A 23421-nucleotide genomic window follows, 5' to 3' on the forward strand; every position below is an offset into this window, starting at 1 on the left:
GTCAGATTGCCTCCACGTTGTTGTCGAGCACCGGCACTCGTCCGGTGGGGCCGTTGCGCGTGAGCAGCAGCAGCGTCGCCACGCTGACGAGCGTGAGGATCGCCAGCGGCATCAGCGCGAGCGAGTAGCTGCCGGTTGCCTGCTTCACCCAGCCATATACGTTCACCATCAGGCCGCCGCCCAGCAGATTCGCGATGGCATTGACCGTGGCGAGGCCGGCGGCCACCGTGCTGTTCGACAGCATGTCGGTGGCGAGTGTCCAGAATGGTCCCTTGAATGCATAGGCGCCAACCAGCACGGCGCACAACATGAGAACGGTCGGCGCGAGCGAGCCGGTGAACGAGGTCGCGAAGAGGCCGAGGCCGATCAGCAGCATCGGCACGACGGTATGCCAGCGATGTTCGGCGAGTCGATCCGAGCGGCGTCCCCAGTAGATCATCAGTACGGAAGCGAGCGCGTAGGGAATCGCATTGAGCAGACCAGTCTGCAACACGGTGAGTCCGTACGATTTCAGCAACTGCGGTTGCCATACCGACAAGGTACTGCCCGCCGCCGATGCGCAGGTATCGACGAGCGCGAGACACAGCACATAGCGATTGCGGAACAGACGGGTCACGGGCATCGCCCCGACCTTTTTCGGCGCCTTGCGCTCCGAAGCGAGCGCGCCGAGCAGCCAGCCGCGCTCCTCCTTGCTCAGCCAGGTGGCCTCGGCCGGCCTGTCGGTCAGCATGAACAGGCAGGCAAGGCCCAGCACGACGGTCGGCAGCCCCTCGAGCACGAACAGCCAATGCCAGCCGCGCAAGCCGGCAATGCCGTCCATTTGCAGCAGCAGCGCGGAGATCGGGGAGCCGATGAAGCTTGCGGCGGGGATCGACACCATGAACGTCGCGACGGCCCGGGCACGATATTTCTTCGGTACCCAGTACGACAGGTACAACAGCACGCCCGGCGCGAAACCCGCCTCCGCCGCGCCGAGCAAGAAGCGCAGGATGTAGAAGCCCGTGGCGTTCTGCACCAATGCCGTCGATGCCGACACGATGCCCCAGGTGATCATGATCCGCGCGAGCCAACGGCGTGCGCCATACTTTTCGAGTGCGAGATTGCTCGGCACTTCGCAGAGGAAATACGAAACGAAAAAGAGGCTTGCGCCAAAGCCGAATGTTCTCGCCGACATGCTCAGGTCGTGATTCATCTGGAGCGATGCCATGCCGACGTTGCCGCGATCGATGAACGCCATCAGGTAGCAGATCATCAGGAACGGCAGCAATCGCCAGATCACCTTGCGCATCGTTTGACGCTCGAGCAACGCGTCGTCCGTCGATTCCATTTCCATGTCCTGTCTCCTGTGTTCTCAAGCGCCGGAGCGCTGTTTTCTGAATGTTTGCAGCAGCGTGATCGACAGCACGCCGGTGGCCAGCATCGCGGCCATCGCGCAGAAGGTATTGCGCACGCCCAGCGCCTCCGACGCGGTGCCGACCAACAGATAGCCGAACGGCATCGTGCCGTTGTAGGCCATGCCGTACATGCCGACGAGCCCGCCTCGCACGTGCTCCGGGCAGCGGCGCTGGATGGTGGCGTTGGTCGAGGTCGCGGCAAAGGTGAGGCTGAATCCGAGCGCATAGAAGGCGGGCCCCGATGCGACGGCGTTGGTGATCACGGCCAGGACGAGCAGCGCCGTGACCGCCGTCCATGGCGACCAGGCGATGAAACGTGCCGAAGCCCGCGGCCCGAGCGCCGACGAGAGCAGCACCGCCGCCGACAGCGAGCCCGCTCCCGCGCATGCGAAGAACAGGCCGGTGAAGTACGCGGCATCGTGATAGGCGCGATCGGCGAGCAGCGGCACGAGCGTCTGGTAGCTGCCCGCGAACAGCCCGATACAGGCGAGGATCGGCAGGTAGCGCGCGGAAAACTCGTCCGCCATCACGTAGTCGACCGCGTCGCGCAGCCCGCTGGCCTGCTTCGCCGGCACGTCCGAGTTCAATCGGATCGAGCGTATGCAGGCCGCCATGAAGCCCAGCGCCGCCATGTAGATCGCGAACGACATGCGCTCGCCGAAGGCGGGGTAGACGAAGCCGGCGATGGTGGGGCCGACCATGCGCCCGACGTTGTAGACCATCGTGTTCATCGCGACGGCATTCGATGTGAGACTGGCATCGCGCAGGCTCGACAGCAACAACACCTGACGCGCCGGCACCTCGATCGCGCTGGATATGCCGATCGCGAGCGCGTGCGCGAGAATCAGCTTGACACCGAGCATGCCGGCGAACGACAGCACGAACAGGCTCGCGGTCAGCGCGAGCGATGTCATCAGTACGCACAGCGTGACGCGCCGCGCGTTCTCCGACTGGATCCGCGATCCCGCCACGGGCGCCACGATCAGCTGGGGGCCGAAGAGCAGGAAATTGAGCAGGGCGAGGATCGCGGCGGAACCGGACAGGTGATACACGAGCAGATTGAGCGTGACGTTCTGTGTCCAGCTGCCCAGCACCGATGCGATCTGTCCGCTCAGGTAGCGCCGCAGCGAGGCCTCCGCGAGTGCGGGAAAGAGCCGGTTGGCCAGGCTCATCATCATGACAGCGCTTTCCCGCGCGTTTCCGGCGCGAAGAACACCACGATCGCGGCGGCGACGAACGCGACGATCGTGGTGGAAAGGCCGAGCACGAAGCCGCCGGAGGTCGACGCCAGCGCACCGATGATCAACGGCGCGATGAAGCCGCCCAGCCGGCCGCCGTTGTATGCCAGACCCATGAAGAAGCCGCGCGAGGCGGTGTCGCCGATGATTTCCGCCAGAAACGGACCGGCGCCCGCGAAGATGCCGTTGACGCTGAAGCCGGTGAAGAAGATCGCCGCCATCAGCAGCACGGTGCTGGTCGACAGGATGTAGACGAACACGGCCACCGCGCCGACCAGCAGGTACGCGATGAACATCGGGCGTCGCCCGAGCCTGTCGACCAGGGCCGAGAACAGCAGGAACCCGGTGATGGCGCCGAACTGCAGCGACAGCACGAACTTCAGGCTATGCACGAAATCGAGGTGCTTGACCGCGACGAGAAACGTCGGCGTCCAGGTGAAGACGCCCCAATACAGGTATTGCAGGAAGAAGATGAACAGGAACGCCGTCGCGAGGCCACGCACGTTCAGAGCGCCGACGTGCGAGCCGGCGGCCTTTGCCGAGGTGCGCTTCGCCTGTTCGTGCCGCTTGAGCCAGATGGGCGATTCCGGTGTCCGGCGCGCGACCCAGGACAACAGAAAGAACGGCAGCGCGCCGATCAGGAACAGCAGGCGCCAGCCGTGGCCCGCCAGCCCACCGTTCATGTTGCTGACGATGCCCGCGATCGTGATCGCGAGGATCGCGCCGACCGGCAGGCCCATCTGCATCAGCGCGCCGCCTTTGCCACGACGATTGGCATGCCAGGTTTCCGCGATCAACGCGGCACCGGCGGTCCACGTGCCGCCCATGCCGAGCGCGCCGCAAAAGCGCAGCGCGGCGAACGTCTGCTCGTTGGGTGCCAATGCAAGCAACCCGGAAAACAGGGAATAGATGCCGATGCACAGGAGCGCGGTGCGTACGCGCCCGATCCGGTCGGACACATAGCCGAACAGAATGCCGCCCAGTATCTGGCCGGCGGCCGTGATGCTGGTGAAGAGGCCGAGTTGCGCCTTGCTCAAGCCGAACTGCAACGCGAGCGTTGGCAGCAGCAGCGACAAGAGGAACGAGTCGTAGCTCTCGAAGGTCCAGCCGAGGCCGGCCAGCGTCAGCGAGCGGCGCTCGGCGCGCGTGATGTCGCGATAGCGGGTGCCGTCGTTCCCATGCTCGATGGCGGCCTTGGACGGCAGGATTGCGCCTGTCTTCATGATTGGTCTCCCGGAATGGGCAAGCGGTACGTCGATGCCGCCGTGCGGCTGAAAAGTGCCGCCTTCTCGGCGGCGGACATGGCCTGGGCCAGTCGCTTGAACGCGTTCCACACCACGTGGTAGCTGAACATGCCCTTGTCGACCGGGAAGTTGCTTTCGAACATGCAGCGCTCGACGCCGAACAGTTCGATGCAGGTGTCGAAATAGGGGCGCCAGGCGGCAGCGAGCGTTTCCGACGACGGCGCGCACTCCCGTGCCGCGAAGTCGAAACCGAATACGGGCATGCCGGCGCCGCCGAGTTTCATCCGCGTATTCGGCAGCGACGCGAGCTTTCGCAGTGCCTGTGCCCAGGCTCGACGGGCTTCGTCATGCCGCCCGGCGTGAGGTCCGACGCCGAGCGGGCCGCCGAAATGGTCGATGACGATGGTCACCGCCGGGGCGGCCTTCGCCAATTCGTACAAGGCATCGAGCTGCGTGTGATAGACCCAGGCGTCGAGCGTCAGCGCGTAGCGTTCGAGCGTCTGCACGCCGCGCACGAAAGCCGGACTCGCCATGCGGTCTCGCGGCGGCGTCGCAGGACTGGAGACAACGGCCGGATCCTCGTGCCACGCGAGCGGGTTGCGGATGCCGCGCAGCCGTCCGCCCGATACCTCGAGCATCGCCTCGAGCACCGGTGCCACCTCCGAGGCAAGCGCCAGGTCCGCGCCGCCGACGATGGCATCGCATGCCCGCGTTGCTCCGTATGCGCCGCTCGCGAACATCGCGGCCACGCCCGTCGCGAACTCGACCTCGCCGACAGGTTTCAGCGCCTCCGGCCCCGTCGATCGCAGCATCGAGCGGCACTGGACGTAGACGGTCGAGACGATTCGATGCCCGCTGGCGAGATCGTCGCGGAATTCGTGGGCCAGGTAGCGGCCCGACTGCCTGTCCCAGAGATGATGATGGGCGTCGACGACGGGCAGCTCGGGTTCGAGGATCGCTTCTTCGCGCGATGCGAGCCAGTCGGCTCGGATCGGCAGATGCGGGGCGTGGACGATCTGCATGGTGGGTTCCGTGTCAGAACTTCGATCGCATGCCGATCGCGATCCCGGTCTGGTTGTAGCCGGGGGCCACCGTGCCGTAGCCGTTGACGCCGAGCGCGGAGTTGCCCTTGTTGCGTGCGTAGCCCGCGACCGCGTACAGGTCGGTGCGCTTGGACAAGGCGTAGTCGGCCATCAATACGGCGAGCCAAGGATCGGCGTTGGTGCCATGCACGTCCTGGTAGTAGCCGGAGGCGGTCAACTGGAAAGCGGGTGTCACGTAGTACTGCAAGCCGGCGTAATAGAGATTCGCGGTGCTCGCTTGACCACCCTGCGCGACGATCGGATTGACGGGTTGAAACGCATCGTCGTCCCGCAACCAGCGGTAGCCGGCGAAGCCCTTGACCGGGCCGAAGTTGTAGGTCGCGGCCACGTAGGCGCGCCGTTCGCTGGCCGTGTTGGTGGCCACCGTGTTGCTGTTGCGCTGCTCGTAGACGGCGGTCGCGGCGAACGGGCCGCTCGTGTAGGTCAGCTCGCCGCTGAAGAAGCGGCCCGTGAGTTGCGCGCCGGGCACCTCGCTGCCGTAGCCGGCGTCGTAGCGCGTGCTGTACATGGCGGCCACCGTGACGGGACCGAAGTTGCCGACGTACTTCACAGAGTCGTCGATCCGCGCGGCCATGGCGTAGTCGACGGACAGGATCGAGTAGCGCGACGACGCGCCCATCGGATCGAACGGCACCGAGACGTCGTAGAGCAGCGCGTTTTGGCGGCCCAGGCTCAGTTGCTGGCCCGCATAGTTGAGGCCGACCCATGCCTGACGGCCGAACAGCCGTTGCGTGGTTGCGGCGTTCGCACCGAGTCCCTTGGTGCTTTGTGAGGTCGTGCCGTCGTTGATGTTGAAGCCGTCCTCGAGATCGAAGATCGCCTTCATGCCGTTTCCGAGGTCTTCGACGCCGCGCAGGCCCCAACGCGAACCCGACAGGTTGCCCGATACCTGGCGGGTCTGGCTGCCGCCGGCCGGCGTGTTGTTGATATGTTCGATCCCGGCGTCCACGATGCCGTACAACGTGACGCTGCTTTGCGCGCATGCCGATCCGGCCACCAGGCACGCGCCGGTGGTGACGAGCAGGGTGGTGCGGGAGGGCGATCTTTTAGTACGACGAATTTTCAACGACATGGTGTCTCCAAACACAATCATTGATTTATAGGAATGGTGCTGCTTGAAAGCCTGTTTATCTGCCGGTTGACGACGGCCTGGACGCATTGCTGGATGCGCCCGCATCGGCGCCCGGATCGCCGAGCCATGCGGTGATCAATGCGCCGGCCAGCATGACCGCCGCGATCGCGATCAGGGGCCACGTGAAGCCACCGGATAGTTGCCTCAGCGCGCCGATCATCGACGGCCCCACGAAGCCGCCGAGATTGCCGACCGATACGATCAGCGCGAGGCCGCCCGCCGCGGCGCGACCGGTCAGGAAGCCGGACGGGATCGCCCAGTAGGTCGCCTGGAAGGCGAGAATGCCGCTCACCGTGAAGCACAACGCCACCAGCTTGAGCGCGGGCACGTCGGTGAAGCCGGACAGGCACAACGCGAACGCCGCGACCGCCAGCGCGCCGGCCACATAGGGAATGCAGTTCGCCGAGCGGCGCGCGAGCCTCGCCCACAGCAGCATCACCACGGCTCCGGTCGCGTAGGGAATCGCGGTCAGCCAGCCCACCGCCGTGTGGCTCACTCCGAACTGCCTGATGATCTGCGGCATCCAGATGCCGACCCCGACCGAACCGACGATTCCGCAAAAGTTGATCAGCGCGAGCACGAAAACCCGCCAGTTGGTCAGCGCATCCTTCAGCTTGTTGCCGTGCTTTGCGCCGATAGCGCCCTGTTCCAGCGCCAGGCGTTTCTCCAGCGAACGCTTTTCATCGTCGGTGAGCCAGCGCGCCTTTGCCGGCCGATCGGACAGCACGAACAGGCACGCGATGCCGAGCAGCACCGCCGGCAGGCCTTCGATCATCAGCAGCCACTGCCAGCTGCGCAGGCCGTGCGCGCCGCCGAGTTGCAACAGCGCGCCCGAGATCGGCGAGCCGATCATGTTCGCGACCGGAATGCCGACCAGAAACGCGGCCGTCACCTTTGCCCGCCACTTCCCTGGAAACCAGTGGGTGAAATACAGGTAGATGCCCGGCGTGAAGCCGGCTTCGGCGATGCCGAGCAGAAAGCGCGCCGCCGCGAAGCTCTTGGGACCGACCACGAGGGCGGTCGCCATCGAGAGCAGCCCCCACGTGATCATGATCCGCGCGATCCAGACGCGAGCGCCGACCCTCTGCATGACCAGGTTGCTCGGGATCTCGAAGAGGAAGTAGCCGATGAAGAAGAGACCGGCACCGAGCCCGAATTGTTCGGCGCTCAGCCCCAGGTCCTGGTTCATCGTCAGCGCGGCGAAGCCGACGTTCGTGCGATCCAGATAGCTCACGACGTAGCACGCGAAGATGAACGGCAGGATGCGCCGGAACGCTTTCGCGAGCGTGCGTTCGCTGGCCGCGTACTCGTCCCCGGACATCGGGGGAGCGGACGACGCGGTCGAGCCGCCTGCGTCGCCGCCGACTCGGGTTTGATGTGCTTGCGCATCGACGCGCAGCGCCGGATTGCTTTCCATGCTTGCTCCTCCGCCGCGCTCTACGGCGCGGTGTGTCAATGACGGTCGGGCGTGAGCCGTGGGGTTCGCGGCTCATCTCCCTGCCGCTGTCTATTGCCTCGCGCGGTGCGGTAGCGGCCCGGCGGTTTTCATCCGCGTCTTGAGCACGGTTCCCGACACGGATTCGGTCATGTAGAGCGTCTTCATGTCGTCACCGCCGAAACACAGGTTGGTCAGCGACGTGCCCGCGGAATTGGTCAGGACTTCGACCGGCTCGCCGCGATGATTCAATACCCAGACGTATCCGAGTCCGGGATTGGCCACGAGGACCCGCCCGTCGTTGTCGACGGTCAGGCCGTCGGGGCCGCTCGGCCCGTACGAGGTGAAGAACTGGCCGACCTTGCTCACCGATCCGTCCGCTTGCAGCGGTACGCGCCATACGCTGTTGCCTCGCGTCATGCCGACGAACAGCACCTTCTCGTCGGGCGACAGCACCAGGCCGTTCGGGCTCGGACAGTTACCGAGCAGCATGTCGAGCTTGCCGTCCGGCGAGAGGCGATAGACGCGCCCGGTCGGGTCATGCAGGCCTGATTGCCCCTGGTCCGTGAAGTACAGGTTGCCGCGCGAGTCGAAGCTGAGGTCGTTGACGCCGCGAAAGCGCTCGGAATTGCGGCGCTCGAGAAACGGCCGCACGGTGCCGCGCTCGATGTCGAGCAGCATCAGGCCGTTGCGATAGTCGGTGATCAGCAGATGCGCGTCGTCGTAGCGCTTCATGCCGTTGGGCTCGCCCTCGTATTGCACGACCAGTTCCCACTCGCCGTTGGCCGAGATGCGGAAGATGCGGCCGTGCGGGATGTCGGTGACGAACAGATGGCCCGCCGGGTCCCACACCGGGCCTTCGAGGAACGAGTCGGTGGGCTGCCCGCCGCGATTGGCGCGCGCCCAGTCGGTTTGCACCTCGGGCTTGCGGAACGCATCGGGCATTCGCGTGAAGACTTCGGTTTCGCGCACTTCGGGCGCGCTCAGGAAAAACATGTCCGTTTCCTCGCGTAGGTCAGGCGGCCTTGCCCGCGTGCGCTTCCAGCACGGCGATCACGTTGGCTGCCGCGGCCGTGCCCATGTTCACGTATGCCGTGTCGCTGACGCCGCCGACGTGGGGCGACAGGATCAGGTTCGCGATGCCGTCGAACGGATGGGGATGCGGTTTCGGCTCGATCGCGAAACTGTCGAGCCCCGCCGCCCGCAGGCGGCCGCTCGCGAGCGCATCGACCAGTGCCGCTTCGTCGATCAGGCCGCCGCGCGCCGTGTTGACCAGAATCGCCCCTTGCTTGAAGCGCGCGAACGCCGCGGCATCGAGCATCTTGCGATTGTCGTCGGTGAGCGGGCAGTGCAGCGATATCACATCCGAGGCGGCGTAGAGCTCGTCGAGCGCGACGAGCGTCACGCCGGCCGGGGCTTCCTTGGCATAGGGATCGAAGGCGATGACCTTCATGCCGAACGCGATGCCGGCCGCCGCCACGCGGCGCCCGATGGCGCCAAGCCCGACGAGGCCGAGTGTGCGGTCGTTCAATTCGATCGACTTGTGGATCGACTTGTCCCAATGACCCGAGCGCATTCGCGCATCGAGCTGCGGTACCGCTTTCGCGCATGCGAGGATCAGCGCCCAGGCATGTTCCGCGACTGCCGCGGCATTGGCACCCGTTGCGGCGCGCACCGCGATGCCGCGCTCGGCCGCCGCTGGCTGGTCGATCACGTCGATGCCACTGCCATGCTTCGAGATCACCTGGAGATTGCCGGCGGCGTCCATGATCCGCGCATTGACCTTGCCGTAGCGAACGATGATCGCGACCGGGTCACGACGTGTGCAGAGCGCGACGATGTCGTCTTCGGTCGGCTGCTTGCCGGCAAACACCACATCGAAGGGAGACAGCATGTCGAGCGCCTCGGGCGCGAGATCGGCGGCCGTGACCAGGACCACGGGTTTGTTCATGACGGCTTGCATCACAGCGCCTCTCCTTCTGCCAGCATGCCAGCGGCACGCAGTTCCTTCTCGATCCACGTCGGGCGCAGTTCACCCTTCGCGATGCCGGCGAGGCGGGCGGTTTCGCTTGCCAGCTTTTTCGCGGCGAGATCGACGACGCGGGCGACGTCGCCGCGCGGAATCACGACTACGCCGTCCGCATCGCCGACGATCAGATCGCCCGGGTTGACCGCGGCGCCGCCGACCGAGATCGGGAAATTGAGGCGGCCGGCAACGCTTTTGGTCGGGCCGCAGGGGTTCGTGCCGACCGAGAACACCGGAAAGTCCCACGTCGCCAGTTCGTGCGAATCACGCACCGCGGCGTCGATGACGAAACCCGCCAGGCCACTCGCCTTTGCCTGCGACGCCATGATTTCGCCAATCAGCGCGCAGCTCTGGTCGCCCTTGCCATCGACCACGATGACGTCTCCGGGCTGAGCGATCGCGAGCGCGGCATGGATCGCGAGGTTGTCGCCGGGACGCACCTCGACCGTGATGGCCGACCCCGCCACCTTCATCGTCGGCGACAGTGCCCTGACCCGGCCATTGATCGTGCCGCGACGGCCGGCGACGTCGGCCAGGATCGCTGCCTGAAACTTGCCCGCCGCTGTCACGAGATCGGGCGACACGCGTTCGATGTGGCGATTGATGGAAATGTGTCCGGTAGGAAGCGCGCTCATAAAGAATCCTTCGCTGAAAGTTGTACGATGTACAACATAGGTGTACATGATGAAATGACTATAGCGTCGATGATTCAAAATGAGCCATTCAGGTTTACCCCTTTACACCATGAAACGTCGTTGTACGATGTACAATCTTGAATCGCCACGATCGGGGGAGTTCGGAGCAATGGGAAACGATGGAGTTGCCGCGGTCGAGAAAGCGCTGTCGCTGCTCGACTGTTTCAGGCCGGGGAAGGAAAAGCTCGCGCTGGCCGCGCTTGCGCAGGCCTCGGGCATGCACAAGACAACCGTGTACCGGTTGATGAATTCACTGGAACGAATGGGCTACGTGGTACGAGCCGAGTCGGGCGAATATGCCCTCGGCGCGCGACTGCTGTACCTAGGCAAGCTCTACGAGCAATCGTTCCATCTTTCGACGATCGTCGAACCGGCGTTGCACGCGCTTGCGGCGCAGACACGCGAAAGCGCGTCCTACTATGTGCTCGACAACGGGCAACGGCTTTGTCTTTTTCGTGCCGAACCCTCCGAGGGGCTGCGTGAAACCCGGCTTCCGGGCACCGCGCTGCCGCTGGACGACACCGCGATCAGCCATGTGATCCGCTTCTGGGGCGTCGGCGAGCCGATCTACGACACGCTGCCGCCGTTTCCGTGGTTCACGTCAGGCGCTCGCGATACGCACACCGCCGGGTTTGCGACGCCCGTGTTCGGTGCCGGCGATCGCTTCATGGCGGCGCTCGCCTTGTCCGGTCCCGCGTCGCGTCTGAGCGCGGCGCACGAAACCGGCGAATTGATCGAGCCGCAATTGCGCGCGGCATCGGATCTGTCCAGGAAGCTTGGGGCGAGCCTGGCCTTCTGCGAGCAGATGTACGCTCGCGGCTGAAATCATTTCGATGCGGGCCGGCGGCGTGGCGTGAGTTTCGTCCTCGGCACGACCGCGCCCAACTGCGTACTGGCGATCGACGCTTCCGCATGGAGCGTCGATCGCAATCCACGATCGTCCACATCGAAATCGCCGATGACGCCCGACAGCGTGAGCACGCCCACGAAGCCATTGCCGGCGCCGAACAGCGGCATCGACATCGAGGCCAGCAGCGGGTCGCCTACGCCTGCCGATACGCTCACGTTGTCCAGGCCGTTCTCTCCCAGCGCCGCAGTCGTGAGTGTGCCGAAGCGCTTGAATGCCTGCCCCGAGGCGGTTTTGTCGATCGGGCGCCGGGTGCCTGCCCGGATCGCCACGCGCACGACGCGATCGGGCTCGGCGCGTACGAGGCACACACGCGAGTTGCCGTCGCGTACGTAGACCGACGCGCTATGTCTGGTCTTTCGCATCAGCCGATCGACGATGGGCGCCAGCGTGTCGACCAGATCGATGCCACCATCGAATGCCTTGCCGAGCTGCGATGCCTTGATGCCGAGTCGGTAGGCGCCGCTCGTCTCTTTGTGGACGAAGCCCCTGGCCTCCAGCGACAGCATGTAGCGCAGGATCACGCTCTTGAACAGACCGGTTCGCGCTTCGAGCTCGCCGAGCGAGCGCGTGCCCGGTTGGCCCAGGAAGGCTTCGAGTAGTCGCAGCGTCCGGTCGACGGCGGCTACCGAACGATCAACGGGTTCGTCTTCGTGTTTCATGCGAGCGGTCCATTATCGGTGGCGCCGTCTTTCAACAACATGTGCGGACCGAGCTCATCGAGGGCGTTGAGGCCGAGCAGTCCGAGGTTGCGCTGCACTTCGGCGCGAAGTATGGCAATGGCGTGATCGACGCCGGCTTCTCCGGCGACCGCCGCCGCGTAGTTGAAGGGGCGTCCGACGAATACGAAATCAGCACCCAGCGCGAGCGCCTTCAGCACGTCGGTGCCGCGCCGGATGCCGCCGTCGATCATGACCGGAATGCGTCCCCTGACCGCCGCCGCGATTTCCGGCAGCACCCGCAGCGGCGCCACGGCCCCGTCGAGTTGGCGCCCGCCGTGGTTCGATACGATGACGCCGTCCACGCCGCGATCGCTCGCCATGCTCGCATCGTCGGCGGCAAGCAGCCCCTTGATGATCAGCCTGCCTTTCCACTGCCGCCGAATCTGCTCGACATGTTCCCAGTTCAGATGATCTTTCGCACCGAAATCGCGTGCCACGCGGCGCGAGAAGATCGGAGCACCGCGCGTCGCATAAGAGTTTTCGAAATGCGGCATGCCGTGCCTGGCCAGCGTCTTCAGCGCCGTGCCAAACAACCAGCGCGGATGCGTGAGGCCATCCATGGCAAGACGCAGGCTCGGCTTGAGCGGTGTCGAGAACCCGGCGCGAACGTTGTTCTCGCGATTCGCGAGCACGGCGGTATCGACCGTCAATACCAGCGTTTCGTAGCCTGCGCGCTCGACTCGCTCGACGAGGGCATGGATCTTGTCGGGTTCTCCAGGCAGATATGCCTGGAACCAGGTCCGTGGCGCGGCGTGTGCCACCGTTTCCAGGGGAATGAGCGACGAGCCGCTCATGATCATCGGGATATCGGCGCGTCGGGCTGCCTGCGCCAGGACGAGATCGCCGCGATAGGCGGACAGTGCCGAGATGCCCATCGGTGCGATGCCGAACGGCGCCGACCAGGTGTGGCCGAACAATGTCATCGAATGTGAACGCTTGGATACGTCGCGCAACACACGCGTGATGAACCGGTACTCGGCATACGCGCGTTGGTTGTCGTCGAGCGATGCGTTGCGCTCGGCGCCGCCGGAGATATAGCCAAATAGGGGGCGGGGGAGATGCCGTTTGGCTGCAAGCTCGAAGTCGTCGAGCGACAGATACCTCGTCAGCGCCTTGTGCGGTTGCCGGGCGGGTGTTCGATTCACGGTGGTCATGCAAGAATCATAACGGCATTATGATTCTTGCATGTCATGGGGTAACTACCAGGATGAGGGGCGGAGTGCGCGAGTTGCAGCGAAGCCACGGTACCGGTGCCGCAGTGTTATTTCCTCCGCTCGCTTTGTTCCACCTCCCTTGGCGTCACCCCTAGCATGTGCTTCATCCAGTGCGCCACATGGCTCGCATGCGCGCAGCCGCAATCGAGCGCGATCTGGCTGACCGGCAGTCGAGTAGCCGCTTCGCGCGTTCGACGCGCTTCTCCACCACAAACTGATGCACCGGCGTCCCGAACGTCCGCCGGAACAGCAACTTGACTCGGCCAGCTCAACGACTTCAACGTACTGGTGAATGAGCTTGCGATTGGGCGCCGTGTCCTGCAGCAAATACATCACCCGGTCGTACTGGACGGTCAGCGCATTCGTGACCTTGCGCGGTACCCGGTAGGCCAGAATCTGCCGCAGATCCTCGTCATCGCGTACCGGCCGATGTGCGTTGTGATCGCCCGCCGGCGGCTTGGCAAAACGTCGGTTGAAGTCGGCGATGGAGGAGGGCGCATAAGCATTGGCGGCCTCCCATGTGCTGATCTCGCGCAGCCGTAGCTCCTTCACGAGCCGGTCCTGCAGCGTCAGGTTGGCTCGCTCGACACGCATCTTGGCCTGGCGCGTGTTGGCGCAAAATGCCTCGATGTCGAGCTGGTACAGCGCGCGCCCAAACTGCGTTACGCCTTTGCCGGCTGTCGCAGAACGGTTCTTCACGTAGAACACGCTGGCCTTGTCGCTGTAGAGCGCAACCGGCTTGCCATGGGCGCCCAGATATTTGTCGACAGCCTCAAAGTAGCTGATGGTCGATTCCGTCGCCGTTAAATTCAGCGCCATCAGACGGCTGGTCGCATCGTCAATGAACACCAGTAACGTGCAGGCCGCTGCCCGATACTCGAACCAGCGATGGTTGCTGCCATCGATCTGGATCAACTCGCCATCCGTGACACTCGTGAAGCTTCTCGCGCGCCAGGGTCGGGCCGAAATCGGCGTAGCGCTCGCGGATGATCGCGATCGATGACCTTGACGCGTTGCAGTTCGTTCATGCTGACCGGGCTTTTGCATGGCAGGCTCTACCGTGTTGCGCCTCGACAGCATGCGCCTGCGGTGGCTCCGAACCGGGCATTTCTAACTGGCCCAAACCGGACATGACTAAATAGCCACAACACATAATGTCAAAGCCAGATCCAGATGTCCGCTGTCCAGCCAAGTTCAGATGTCCGCTCTTGCGGGGTTAGAAATCTCTATCTCGGGGTTTCAACTCACGCAGTGTCGAAGGATGGCGCCTTAACGGGCAGGGCGCTTACGCCTGTTCCACTGTCGCTTGCGGACCGCCGGCCAGGTTTGCGCGGTGGCGCGGTCTTGCGTTGCGAGAGTTCCACGACTACGTGCTCGACATCGGCCTGCGTGAACTCGCGCTGTTTCTTTGTACCGGGTGGACGCCCGGGCTTGCGCACTTCGATGCCCTGGTTCGTGCGCGATGGCGAGCCCGAGATGCGCCGGTTGTCACGCTGCGCCTGCAGCGCCTGCGCGACCTGTAGCGCGTGAGCCAGGCGCTTGTGCTCGACCACCGCGCCCTGATCGATTTCCGCGAGCCGGTCATACTGCCGGCAGGGCAATGTCTGGCCATCCGCCCGGATCTCGATGCGCCCGTCCGGGTACTCCCAGACGTCGATATACCGGTGGATGAGTTTGCGGTTCGCCGGCGTGTCGTCGAGCAGGTACAGCACACGGTCGTACTGCACCGTCAGCGACTTCGTCACGCGCCGCAGTTCGCGCCACGTCAGCAGCAGATCCAGATCCTCATCGTCACGCAACGGACGGTGCGCGTCGAACGTGCTTCTCGGCGGCTTCGCAAAGCGCGCGTTATAGGCCGCGATGTAGCAGGGCGCGTACGCGTTGGCGTCGGCGACCGTGCTGATACCCTTCAGACGCAACTCCTTGACGAGCCGGTCCTGCAGCGTCAGGTGCGCGCGCTCCACGCGTCCCTTCGCGGAACTTGAGTTCGCGCAGAACGTGTCGATGTTCAGCTCGTACATCGCCCGGCCAAAGTGCGTCACACTGTTGCCCGTCTTGCCGGCCGACGTGCTGCGAAACACACTGGCCTTGTCGCTGTAGAACGCGCCCGGTTTGCCGTGAAGCTCGATGTACGCGCGCGTCGCCTCAAAGTAGCTGAACGTCGATTCGCTCACCGTGAAGTGCAGATGCATCAGCCGGCTCGTCGCGTCGTCGACGTACACCAGCAGCGTGCATTGCGGTGCGCGCTGCTCGAACCACGCATGCTCGCTGCCGTCGATCTGGATCAGTTCGCCCAGGCACGCGCGCCGCGCTCGCGGCTGGTAGACCTTCGGCGGACGCTGGCGGCGCGGCACCCACAGGCCGGCGGCCGTCATGAGCCCACGCACCGTTTCCTTCGCCAGGCGAATGCCATGACACTCATACAGCTTCTCGCAGGCCAGCGTCGGCCCGAAATCTGCGTAGCGCTCACGGATGATCGAGATTGCACGGTCGGCCGTCACGGCATCCAGACGGTTGTTGCTGGGCTTTGATCGACGACCCGACACGAGACCCGGCGCACCCAGATCACGCAGCCTGCCGACCAGTCTGCGGATCTGCCGCGTCGTCAGCCCGAGCCGTTCCGCGGCGCGCCACGGCTTGAGCATGCCGTCCGCCACGTCCTGAATGACCTTGAACCTGTCCAGCTCGCGCATCGTCATCGTGATCCGTTCCGTTGCAGCCATCGCAGCCTCCAGCGCTGGATTCCCAGCGGCCGGTCAGCTTACGATGGGTCGAAAAGCGGACATTTGAACTTAGCCAGAAGCGGACATTACAACTTAGCCGCTACACATAAATTGTCGATAATTTACCTTATGTCAAATGACATATACACCTTGGCATCCCCCTCCGCTCACGAGCCCAACCTCAAGCCCTCGACTGTCAGCATTCGAGCGGCGCGCCGTTCGCGTCCGGCTTTATCGTCAGGGTGCCGTACCTGACGATCACCGGCACACCGCTGTTTACGCGGTGCGAGACGGCACCGGGAATCATGTCGACCAGCCGATCTTCGAACGGTTGAAACATCGCGTCGAGCATCGTCTGCGTGCGTCGACGGCGCGCCGCGGATTGCGCCGGCAGTTCGATCCCGGCCTGCTGGAGCAATCGGCCTTGATCGCGCTCGGCCGCCCGGCCGGGCTTCTCGCTTGACGAGGTCGCGCGGATGATCGCACCTGAGGCACGGCCGCGCATCGATCGCCGGATGCTCGCGGCGAAGGCCGGCGAGCTGGACGCGACGATCCGCAAGCCGATCGTCACGCGCGACGGGTTGAGACATGCTGCGGCCTGCCCCGCACCCAGCCACATGGAATGCTCCACGTTCCGCCGCATCCTTCGAGCCGTCGCGTCCCGAGGGATCGGCACGCCAGGCAAGGCGATCCGGAAGTAAGCGTCGGGCGGCCCTGAGCCGGCGTTCGCCGGTGACCCGTGCGGGCACGCGGCGTCACGCTGCATGCGGCGCATGCGGGCGCGATCGCCGCCTCGCGCGGCGCCGATCGCACCCCGCCCCGCTCAGGTCGCCGACAGCACCGGCAGCGCCGCCGCATGTTTCGACGGCCTCGACGTCACGGCATCGACACGGCGCGTGTCGCCGTCGAGCCGGAACGCGGCCACGGTGCCGGTCAGCGCGTCGGCCTGGTTGCGCAGCGCCTGGGCGGCGGCCGCGCTTTCCTCGACCAGTGCCGCGTTTTCCTGCGTGACCTGGTCCATCTGCGTGATGGCGTGGTTGATCTGCTCGATGCCGTCGCTCTGCTCCCGGCTCGACGCGCTCATCTCGTTGACGATCGACGACACCGCCGTGATGCTCTTGACGACCTGCCGGATCGTCTCGCCGGCCTGCTCGACGATGCCGGTGCCCAAGCCGACGTGGCTCACCGAATCGTCGATCAGCGTCTTGATTTCCTTGGCCGCCACCGCGCTGCGCTGCGCGAGGCTGCGCACCTCGCCCGCCACCACCGCGAAGCCGCGCCCGTTCTCGCCGGCGCGCGCCGCTTCCACGGCCGCGTTCAGCGCGAGGATGTTGGTCTGGAACGCGATGCCCTCGATCACGCTGATGATCTCCACCACCTTGCGCGACGAGGCATCGATCGCGTTCATCGTGTCCACCACGCGGTCCACCGCCTCGCCGCCCTTCACGGCCACCGCCGACGCCTCGCCGGCGATCTGGTTGGCCTGCTGCGCGTTGCTGGCGTTGTGCTTGACGGTGGAGGTGAGCTGTTCCATCGCGGCGGCGGTTTGTTCCAGCGCGCTCGCCTGCTGCTCGGTGCGCGTGGACAGATCCATGTTGCCGCTCGCGACTTCCTGCGAGGCCAGCGTGATGGCGTGGGTGCCGCCGCGCACGTTGCCGACGATGGTGTTGAGGCTCTCGGTCATCCTGCCGAGCGCGGCCAGCAGGCGCGAGACCTCGTCGCGGCCGGTCACGTCGAGCCGGTGCGTGAGGTCGCCGCTCGCCACGGCCTCGGCCAGCGCCACCGCGCCGTTGATCGGCCGCGTGATGCTGCGCGTGATGAACCAGCCGGTCAGCACCGACGCCAGCACCGCGCTGAGCGCGAGAATCGCCATCTGCAGCTTGGCCCATCGGCCCTCGGCCGTGGCCTCGGCGACGTCGTTGTTCATCTGGCCGGCCTGGAAGTCCACCATCTTGTCGACCAGCGCGAAATACACGTCCTGCAGGTGCGCGATATCGCCGAGGTAGAGGTCGCGTGCCTCCTCCTGCCTGCCCGCCGCCACCATCGCGAGGAAGGTCTTGACGGCGTTGCCGTAGTCGGTACGCGCCTGGAGCTGGCTCCTGAACAGCGCCCGGCTCTGGTCGTCGGTCAGCTGCTTTTCGAATTGCGTATAGGTATCGGCGTTGAACTTGCGGATGACGGCGTAGTCGTCCGTGTATTTTTTTGTCTGATCCGGGGTGGAAGCCAGCAGCAGGTTGCTGAGAATGATATTGGCTTTCAGGCTGGTGGTCTTGATCAGCGTGCTCGTCGAAATCAGCGAATAACGCTGGTTGACGATGCCGTTCATTCGATTGAGACTGGATTCGATATGGCGAATGCCGAGCAGCGTGGTGCCGATCAGCAACAGGACGATGATCGCGAAGGCCGCACTCAGGCGAACCCCGATTCTCAGGTTTGAAATGGTCATGATGTGCCTATCCTTTTCAAGGATGCTTTTTACTAGTGCTTTCCTTTTCCCGAAGCCGGATCATGACGGCCGATTCGGCGGGTGCGCGATCGCGGCCGTCGTGGCAAGAACGCGGCGACCGCCGGCGGGAAAACTGCAGGCCCCGTAGCACTATCTCTCAGGCGTGTTTACGGCATCACTTCTTCTCAATTGAATTTTTTTGATAAGGGCAATTACCTAGCGGCGACGGAGTGATCACGGACCGGAGCATTTTGATGTATGTCCGGGTATTCATTCGCCGGATGCGTTCATTCAGCGCATTAATTCTTCATTTTGAAACGGCGCGTTGATTTGATCTGACACGTCATGCCGGAAAACAGCGGCGCGGCCGGCATGGCGCGATCCACTCGCCCGTGCCGGCCGCACCGCCGCGCCGTCAGAACGCGTAGCGCGCCCGCGCGTAATAGAAGCCGCCGTTCGCGCCGATGGTGGCGGCGGCGCTGTCGTAGCGGATGCCTTCGAGTTGCGCCTCGTAGGGCAGCTCGGACGGTTTCGCGTCGAACAGGTTGATCGCGCCGATCGCGATCTGGAAGCGCGGGGTCACGTCGTAGCGCACCTCGAGGTCGGTGGTGTATTTCGCGGCGTTGCGGAACCGCACGAACTGCGTGGTCGAGAACGCGTTCGGGCCGACGATGTAGGTTTCCTCGCTGGTGGTCGGGCCGAAGCGCGTCTCGTGCAGGCTCACCGCCCATTTGTCGAGATGCCAGGTGCCGCCGAGGATGATGCGGTTCTTCGGCGTCGAGGTGGTCAGCCAGGCGATCTGCTGCGCGTTCAGTTGCGGCGAGCCGTTCGGGTTGGTGCCGGTGCGCGTGACCGAGGTGGTGTTGAGGTTCACGCCCAGTTCCCAGTCCACGCGCCCGTACTGGCCGAAACGCGTCTGGTAGGTGCCCGTCAGGTCGAGGCCGCGCGTGCGCGTGTCGGCGCCGTTGGTGAAGTAGCTCGCCGACACGGCCGAGGCCGGCACCGAGCCCGACACCGACAGCCCGGCCGCCTGCAGCGCGGCGAGCGCGGCCGCGCCCGAGGCCGTGCCGCCCTCCACGATGCGGTTGCGGATGTCGATCTGGTAGGCGTCGATCGCCAGGTTCAGGTCGCGCGCGGGGGTGAGCACGAGGCCGAGGTTGAGGTTGGTCGACTTCTCCGATTTCAGCGGCTGCGCCCCGATCAGCCGCGCGGCCGACGAGTTCGCGGCCAGCAGCCCGCTGGCCGAGGCCGGCGAGGTGTTGACGTTGGTGTAGTTCTCCTCGGCCAGCGACGGCGCGCGAAAGCCGCTGCTGATGCTGCCGCGCAGCGCGATGGCCGGCGACAGCTCGTAGCGCGTCGCGAACTTGCCGTTCGCGGTGTCGCCCACGTCGCTGTAGTGTTCGAAGCGGCCCGCCACGTCGATCTTCCAGCGCGGCGTGATGCGCGTGGCCAGATCGACGTAGGTGCCGAGCACGTCGCGCGAGGCGCGGCTCGCGCTGACCGGCGCGAGCCCCGGCAGCGCCTGCGCGCCGCCGAGGATGGACGACGCGTCGTCGCCCGGCGCCACGCTGTAGGTCTCGTGGCGCTGCTCCACGCCGAACGACACGGTGAGCGGCGCCGCCAGCAGCGGCAGGTGGAACGCGCGCGACAGGTCGAGGTTGTTGGTCAGCTGGGTCGAACTCAGCGTCGAGAGATGGAAGCGGGTCGGCGTGTCGCCGCTCGCGGCATAGAGCCCGGTGTTGGCCGAATCGAGCAGGCCGAACGACGAATGATCGCCGCCGTAGGTCGAGCTGAGATCCCAGGTGAAGCCGAACAGGTTCTCGCCCTTCAGGCCGGCCGTCACCGAGAAATCGTTTTCGCTGACCGCTTCCACCGGCACGAAGCCGTTCGGGAACACGGCGGGCAGCACCGAGGGCGGCCGGTAGTTCTGGTAGGCCTCGCCCCTGCGGTGCGCGAAGGTGCCGAAGCCGTAGAGCTGGACCTCGTCGGTCAGGTAGTAGCCGGCGTTGAAGCCCACCGTCGTGCGCGTGCTGGCCGGATCGCCCTCGATCGGGTTCGGGTAGCCCTGGCCCGGCGCGAGGCTGCCGAAGTAGTCGTCGGTGCCGGTGCGCACCGTGTGGTTTTGCCGAGCGAATCCGGCGCCGAGGTCGAGAAAGCCGCGGCCGCCCAGATTGAAGCCGATCACGGCCGATTCGTCGTTGCGAAAGCCGTCGCCCGCGTAGGTCTTGCCGTTGGTCGATTCGAGGCTGCCGCCGTGCGTGCCGCGCTTCAGGATGATGTTGATCACGCCTGCGATCGCATCCGAGCCGTACTGCGCGGCCGCGCCGTCGCGCAGGATCTCGATGTGATCGATCAGCGCGACCGGGATCGTCGAGATGTCCACGCCCGTCGCGCCCTGGTTCAGGCCGCCGTCGAGCGAGATGTTGGCCGTGGTGTGGCGGCGCTTGCCGTTCACGAGCACCAGCACGTGGTCGGGCGTGAGCCCGTGCATCGACAGCACGTCGCTCAGCACGGCCGTGTCGCCCGCATACGATTCGCGCGTGATCGACGGCGAGAGCCGCACCAGCGCGTCGCGCAGGTTCGCCGCGCCGGTCTGCTGCAGTTGCGCCGCGCCGATCACGTCCACCGGCGTCAGGCTCTGGCTGGCGCGCGTCTGCGTGCGTGAGCCGGTCACCACCACCGCGTCCTGATGCACGGTGGCCGTAGCCGACTGCGCCGGGCCGGCCGGCGCCGCCGCGGCGGGCGGCTGCCCCGCGGCTGCCGTGCTCGCCGGATCGGGCATCTCGGCGCCTTGCGCCCAGGCCGTGCCGCAAGCCAGCATCAGCGCCGCCGCCGCGCCGCGCGGCGCCCGCTTGGCGAGCCCGTCGATCGGCGCGTCGGCGCGCCGTGCCATGTATGACCGCATCGAATCTCCAGTGTGGGAACCGTGATGAACCGCGAGACGGGAACGATCGACGAACACCGGCCGCATCACCGTCGTGGCAATGCCGATTCGGATTCCTGATTGAATGGGTGACTCGCAGGGCGGGCCGTCGGTCGCTTCTCGCGCGCCTCGCACGATACGGGTCGTATCGGTCGAGGGACGGCACCCAAGATAGCAGCGCGCGTGGTCCGCACGAACCAAGCATTCGGCACAACGATATGCGCGCGCGCCCCGCCGCCCTCCGCGACACCGGCAGCGCGAGGGCTCGTGCCGCGGTGCTCGCTGCCGCGGGTTGCGTCGCGGTGTTCGGGCGTCGCGTGGCGACGCCCGATCAGGGGAAAGCGCGCCGCGCCGGACGGCGGCGGCGCCCGACGCCTCCGTCGAAGCAAAGGAGAACGCGGCGGCCGGCGTCGCGCGGCCGGATCGGCACCGACAGGATGACTGCCGCGAGCAGAACGGCCGGTGCCGCCGGCCTTTCCGTCATGCGATGCCGGGCGCCTAGCGCGGCGCGGCGGTCTGCGCCAGCAGCTCGCTCAGGTACGGCTTCCACGCTTCCGGATGGGCGAGCGTCTGGTGGCCATACGCGTTCGGCCCTTCCGGAATCTCGACGAAGCGCCCGCCCGGCACCTTCGGCACGAGCCGCTGCATCACGCCGAGGTCGGCCGCGTTGATCAGGTCGTCCTGGAAATTCACGGCGAACAGCTTCGCGCGAATCTTGCCGAGCCGCGGCTCGGGATCGTAGTCCGACGAGGAGCGGAACCAGTACAGCACGTCGTTGGCGTCGTATTTCGCGTACTGCGCCACGGTCGTGTCGTAGAGCTTCGTCGCGGCCTCGCGGTCCGGCGCGGCGAGCTGCAGCTGATGCGGGTTCTGCGTGATGATCGTGAAGATCGGCATCACGCGCGTCCATTGCGTCGGCGAGGCCGCGTAGTCGCCGTGCTGCCAGCCCGGATCGTGCTCGATCGCGCCGATCACCATCTGCCGCCACAGCCAGTTGCGCCCGGCCATCGCGATCGGCTGCGAGGCGATCGGCATCAGCGCGTCCATCATCGCCGGATGCTGCTCGCCCCAGAGCCAGGTCTGCATGCCGCCCATCGAGGTGCCGAGCACGAGCCGCAGATGGTCGACCTCGAGCCCCTCGGTGACGAGCCGGAACTGCGCCTGCACCATGTCGTTGTAGCCGTACTGCGGAAAGCGCGTGCGCAGGCCGTCGCTGGGCTTGGCGGAGCCGCCGCGCCCGAGGCCGTCGGGCACGATCACGAAATACTTCTCCGCGTCGAGCGGCGCGCCCGGCGCGAACAGTTCCTCGCGCGAGTGCGGGGTGAGGAACTGCGCGCCGGTGCCGGTCGTGCCGTGCAGCAGCAGCACGGCGTTCGTGACGTGACCGGCCGCGTCGCGCCGGATCCGCCCGAGCGTGACATAGTGCAGCTTCAGCTCGGGCAGCACCGTGCCGTCGGCGAAGCGGAAATCTTTCGCGACGTAGTCGCCGGCCGTCTCCGGCGCCGGCCCGGCCGGCGTCTGCGCGTGGCCGAGCGTCCCCAGCATCGCCGTGGCGCAACCCAACACAATCCTTTTCATGGCTTTCCCTGTCCTTGCGAGTTCGGAAATGCGCCGGCGCGAATGGCCCGCCAGCGGCACGCCGGCGGCACGTGTGCCGGCCGGCGACGCCCGTCAATGTAGCCGCGGCGCGCGGCGCGCGTCTGGACAAAACGGGGGTATTCCTGCACGGATTTGCGTTTCAGGGATCGGGCGGCGGCTTGGGCGCCTACAGCAGCTCGGAGATCTCGATCAGGTTCAGGTCGGGATCGCGCACGTAGACCGAGCGAATCCGGCGCGTCGCGCCGGTTCGTTCGACCGGACCCTCGACGATCGGCCAGGCGGCGCGTTCGAGATGGGTGATCACGGCGTCGAGCGGCACCGACGCGATGAAGCACAGATCGAGCGCGCCCGGCACCGGCAGGTGCGCCTTCGGCTCGAACTCGGCGCCGCGCACATGCAGGTTGATCTTCTGGTTGCCGAAACGGAACGCGAGCCGCCCTGCGCCGAACGTTTCCAGCTGCATGCCGAGCACCTCCACGTAGAAGTGCCGCGTCGCCTCGGGATCGACGCAGGTCAGCACGAGGTGGTCGAGATGATCGATCAGCGACATGGCGCGGCCTCCCGGGTGACGAGGCTTGCCAAGGGCCGGCTCGGGGCCGGCCATCGGCGGCGGGGCGAAA

17 protein-coding genes and 3 pseudogenes are annotated in these 23421 nt (G+C 65.8%); 2 read left to right on the forward strand and 18 right to left on the reverse strand.

Features of this window, described 5'->3' with window-relative positions; translation table 11 throughout:
• Position 1: 1 nt before the first annotated feature.
• The 9 genes from bpln_RS25565 to bpln_RS25605 all read right to left on the reverse strand — a co-directional run bounded on the left by bpln_RS25565 (position 2) and on the right by bpln_RS25605 (position 10207).
• A complete protein-coding gene (locus tag bpln_RS25565; protein WP_042627987.1) occupies positions 2-1333 on the reverse strand; it encodes an MFS transporter in 1332 nt (443 codons plus the stop codon).
• An 18-nt stretch (positions 1334-1351) separates the two neighbouring features.
• Positions 1352-2572: an MFS transporter gene (locus bpln_RS25570; RefSeq protein WP_055140377.1), complete on the reverse strand. Its 1221-nt coding sequence runs from the start codon at positions 2570-2572 to the stop codon at positions 1352-1354.
• On the reverse strand, positions 2569-3855 hold the full coding sequence (locus bpln_RS25575; RefSeq protein ID WP_055140378.1) for an MFS transporter: 1287 nt from the start codon (positions 3853-3855) through the stop codon (positions 2569-2571). The genes bpln_RS25570 and bpln_RS25575 overlap by 4 nt, the downstream gene beginning before the upstream one ends.
• Entirely contained in the window at positions 3852-4898 is a 1047-nt protein-coding gene (locus tag bpln_RS25580) for an amidohydrolase family protein (protein ID WP_042627990.1), read from the reverse strand. Before bpln_RS25580 ends, bpln_RS25575 begins: the two co-directional genes overlap by 4 nt.
• Before the next feature lie 13 nt (positions 4899-4911).
• Entirely contained in the window at positions 4912-6051 is a 1140-nt protein-coding gene (locus tag bpln_RS25585; RefSeq protein ID WP_148654181.1) for a porin, read from the reverse strand.
• A 55-nt stretch (positions 6052-6106) separates the two neighbouring features.
• Entirely contained in the window at positions 6107-7528 is a 1422-nt protein-coding gene (locus bpln_RS25590; RefSeq protein ID WP_055140379.1) for an MFS transporter, read from the reverse strand.
• Between the two features lie 90 nt (positions 7529-7618).
• Positions 7619-8542 carry an SMP-30/gluconolactonase/LRE family protein gene (locus tag bpln_RS25595; protein WP_042627992.1) on the reverse strand — a complete coding sequence of 308 codons (924 nt, stop codon included), beginning with the start codon at positions 8540-8542 and terminating at the stop codon, positions 7619-7621.
• 19 nt (positions 8543-8561) lie between these two features.
• Positions 8562-9509, reverse strand: a complete 948-nt coding sequence (locus bpln_RS25600) for a hydroxyacid dehydrogenase (RefSeq protein ID WP_055141221.1) — start codon at positions 9507-9509, stop codon at positions 8562-8564.
• Positions 9509-10207 carry an RraA family protein gene (locus bpln_RS25605; RefSeq protein ID WP_042627993.1) on the reverse strand — a complete coding sequence of 233 codons (699 nt, stop codon included), beginning with the start codon at positions 10205-10207 and terminating at the stop codon, positions 9509-9511. Before bpln_RS25605 ends, bpln_RS25600 begins: the two co-directional genes overlap by 1 nt.
• 169 nt (positions 10208-10376) lie before the next feature.
• On the opposite strand from bpln_RS25605, the gene bpln_RS25610 reads away from it, so the two are divergent.
• On the forward strand, positions 10377-11090 hold the full coding sequence (locus bpln_RS25610) for an IclR family transcriptional regulator (protein ID WP_042627994.1): 714 nt from the start codon (positions 10377-10379) through the stop codon (positions 11088-11090).
• Positions 11091-11092: 2 nt separating this feature from the next.
• Here bpln_RS25610 and bpln_RS25615 read toward each other — a convergent pair whose 3' ends face one another.
• From bpln_RS25615 to bpln_RS25630, 5 genes and pseudogenes are all read right to left on the reverse strand, one after another.
• On the reverse strand, positions 11093-11836 hold the full coding sequence (locus tag bpln_RS25615) for an IclR family transcriptional regulator (protein ID WP_055140380.1): 744 nt from the start codon (positions 11834-11836) through the stop codon (positions 11093-11095).
• Complete coding sequence (locus bpln_RS25620; RefSeq protein WP_055140381.1) at positions 11833-13050, reverse strand: alpha-hydroxy acid oxidase; 1218 nt, start codon at positions 13048-13050, stop codon at positions 11833-11835. The genes bpln_RS25615 and bpln_RS25620 overlap by 4 nt, the downstream gene beginning before the upstream one ends.
• 107 nt (positions 13051-13157) lie before the next feature.
• Positions 13158-13366, reverse strand: a pseudogene (locus bpln_RS37955) (helix-turn-helix domain-containing protein); the annotation flags it as partial.
• Positions 13367-13428: 62 nt separating this feature from the next.
• A pseudogene (locus bpln_RS25625) lies at positions 13429-14190 on the reverse strand (ISNCY family transposase); the annotation flags it as partial.
• A gap of 164 nt (positions 14191-14354) precedes the next feature.
• On the reverse strand, positions 14355-15833 hold the full coding sequence (locus bpln_RS25630; protein WP_055140382.1) for an ISNCY family transposase: 1479 nt from the start codon (positions 15831-15833) through the stop codon (positions 14355-14357).
• 319 nt (positions 15834-16152) lie between these two features.
• On the opposite strand from bpln_RS25630, the pseudogene bpln_RS37960 reads away from it, so the two are divergent.
• Positions 16153-16534, forward strand: a pseudogene (locus bpln_RS37960) (MerR family DNA-binding protein).
• 122 nt (positions 16535-16656) lie between these two features.
• Here bpln_RS37960 and bpln_RS25640 read toward each other — a convergent pair.
• The 4 genes from bpln_RS25640 to bpln_RS25655 form a co-directional block, all read right to left on the reverse strand.
• Positions 16657-18279, reverse strand: coding sequence for a methyl-accepting chemotaxis protein (locus bpln_RS25640; protein ID WP_055140384.1), 1623 nt, complete (start codon positions 18277-18279; stop codon positions 16657-16659).
• Between the two features lie 415 nt (positions 18280-18694).
• Positions 18695-21100 carry a TonB-dependent receptor plug domain-containing protein gene (locus tag bpln_RS25645; RefSeq protein ID WP_244131954.1) on the reverse strand — a complete coding sequence of 802 codons (2406 nt, stop codon included), beginning with the start codon at positions 21098-21100 and terminating at the stop codon, positions 18695-18697.
• A 600-nt stretch (positions 21101-21700) separates the two neighbouring features.
• On the reverse strand, positions 21701-22780 hold the full coding sequence (locus bpln_RS25650; RefSeq protein ID WP_082465439.1) for an alpha/beta fold hydrolase: 1080 nt from the start codon (positions 22778-22780) through the stop codon (positions 21701-21703).
• Between the two features lie 187 nt (positions 22781-22967).
• Positions 22968-23351: a VOC family protein gene (locus bpln_RS25655; RefSeq protein WP_042628001.1), complete on the reverse strand. Its 384-nt coding sequence runs from the start codon at positions 23349-23351 to the stop codon at positions 22968-22970.
• Positions 23352-23421 lie beyond the last annotated feature (70 nt).

Origin of the sequence: Burkholderia plantarii, from assembly GCF_001411805.1 — a bacterium.
Lineage (GTDB): Bacteria > Pseudomonadota > Gammaproteobacteria > Burkholderiales > Burkholderiaceae > Burkholderia > Burkholderia plantarii.

Coding starts and splice junctions, on each gene's coding strand:
- bpln_RS25590 (WP_055140379.1), bottom strand. CDS start 7,528: ATGGAAAGCAATCCGGCGCTGCGCGTCGATGCGCAAGCACATCAAACC.
- bpln_RS25640 (WP_055140384.1), bottom strand. CDS start 18,279: ATGACCATTTCAAACCTGAGAATCGGGGTTCGCCTGAGTGCGGCCTTC.
- bpln_RS25630 (WP_055140382.1), bottom strand. CDS start 15,833: ATGGCTGCAACGGAACGGATCACGATGACGATGCGCGAGCTGGACAGG.
- bpln_RS25600 (WP_055141221.1), bottom strand. CDS start 9,509: ATGCAAGCCGTCATGAACAAACCCGTGGTCCTGGTCACGGCCGCCGAT.
- bpln_RS25575 (WP_055140378.1), bottom strand. CDS start 3,855: ATGAAGACAGGCGCAATCCTGCCGTCCAAGGCCGCCATCGAGCATGGG.
- bpln_RS25565 (WP_042627987.1), bottom strand. CDS start 1,333: ATGGAAATGGAATCGACGGACGACGCGTTGCTCGAGCGTCAAACGATG.
- bpln_RS25615 (WP_055140380.1), bottom strand. CDS start 11,836: ATGAAACACGAAGACGAACCCGTTGATCGTTCGGTAGCCGCCGTCGAC.
- bpln_RS25655 (WP_042628001.1), bottom strand. CDS start 23,351: ATGTCGCTGATCGATCATCTCGACCACCTCGTGCTGACCTGCGTCGAT.
- bpln_RS25580 (WP_042627990.1), bottom strand. CDS start 4,898: ATGCAGATCGTCCACGCCCCGCATCTGCCGATCCGAGCCGACTGGCTC.
- bpln_RS25610 (WP_042627994.1), top strand. CDS start 10,377: ATGGGAAACGATGGAGTTGCCGCGGTCGAGAAAGCGCTGTCGCTGCTC.
- bpln_RS25595 (WP_042627992.1), bottom strand. CDS start 8,542: ATGTTTTTCCTGAGCGCGCCCGAAGTGCGCGAAACCGAAGTCTTCACG.
- bpln_RS25605 (WP_042627993.1), bottom strand. CDS start 10,207: ATGAGCGCGCTTCCTACCGGACACATTTCCATCAATCGCCACATCGAA.
- bpln_RS25645 (WP_244131954.1), bottom strand. CDS start 21,100: ATGCTGGCTTGCGGCACGGCCTGGGCGCAAGGCGCCGAGATGCCCGAT.
- bpln_RS25570 (WP_055140377.1), bottom strand. CDS start 2,572: ATGATGATGAGCCTGGCCAACCGGCTCTTTCCCGCACTCGCGGAGGCC.
- bpln_RS25620 (WP_055140381.1), bottom strand. CDS start 13,050: ATGACCACCGTGAATCGAACACCCGCCCGGCAACCGCACAAGGCGCTG.
- bpln_RS25585 (WP_148654181.1), bottom strand. CDS start 6,051: ATGTCGTTGAAAATTCGTCGTACTAAAAGATCGCCCTCCCGCACCACC.
- bpln_RS25650 (WP_082465439.1), bottom strand. CDS start 22,780: ATGAAAAGGATTGTGTTGGGTTGCGCCACGGCGATGCTGGGGACGCTC.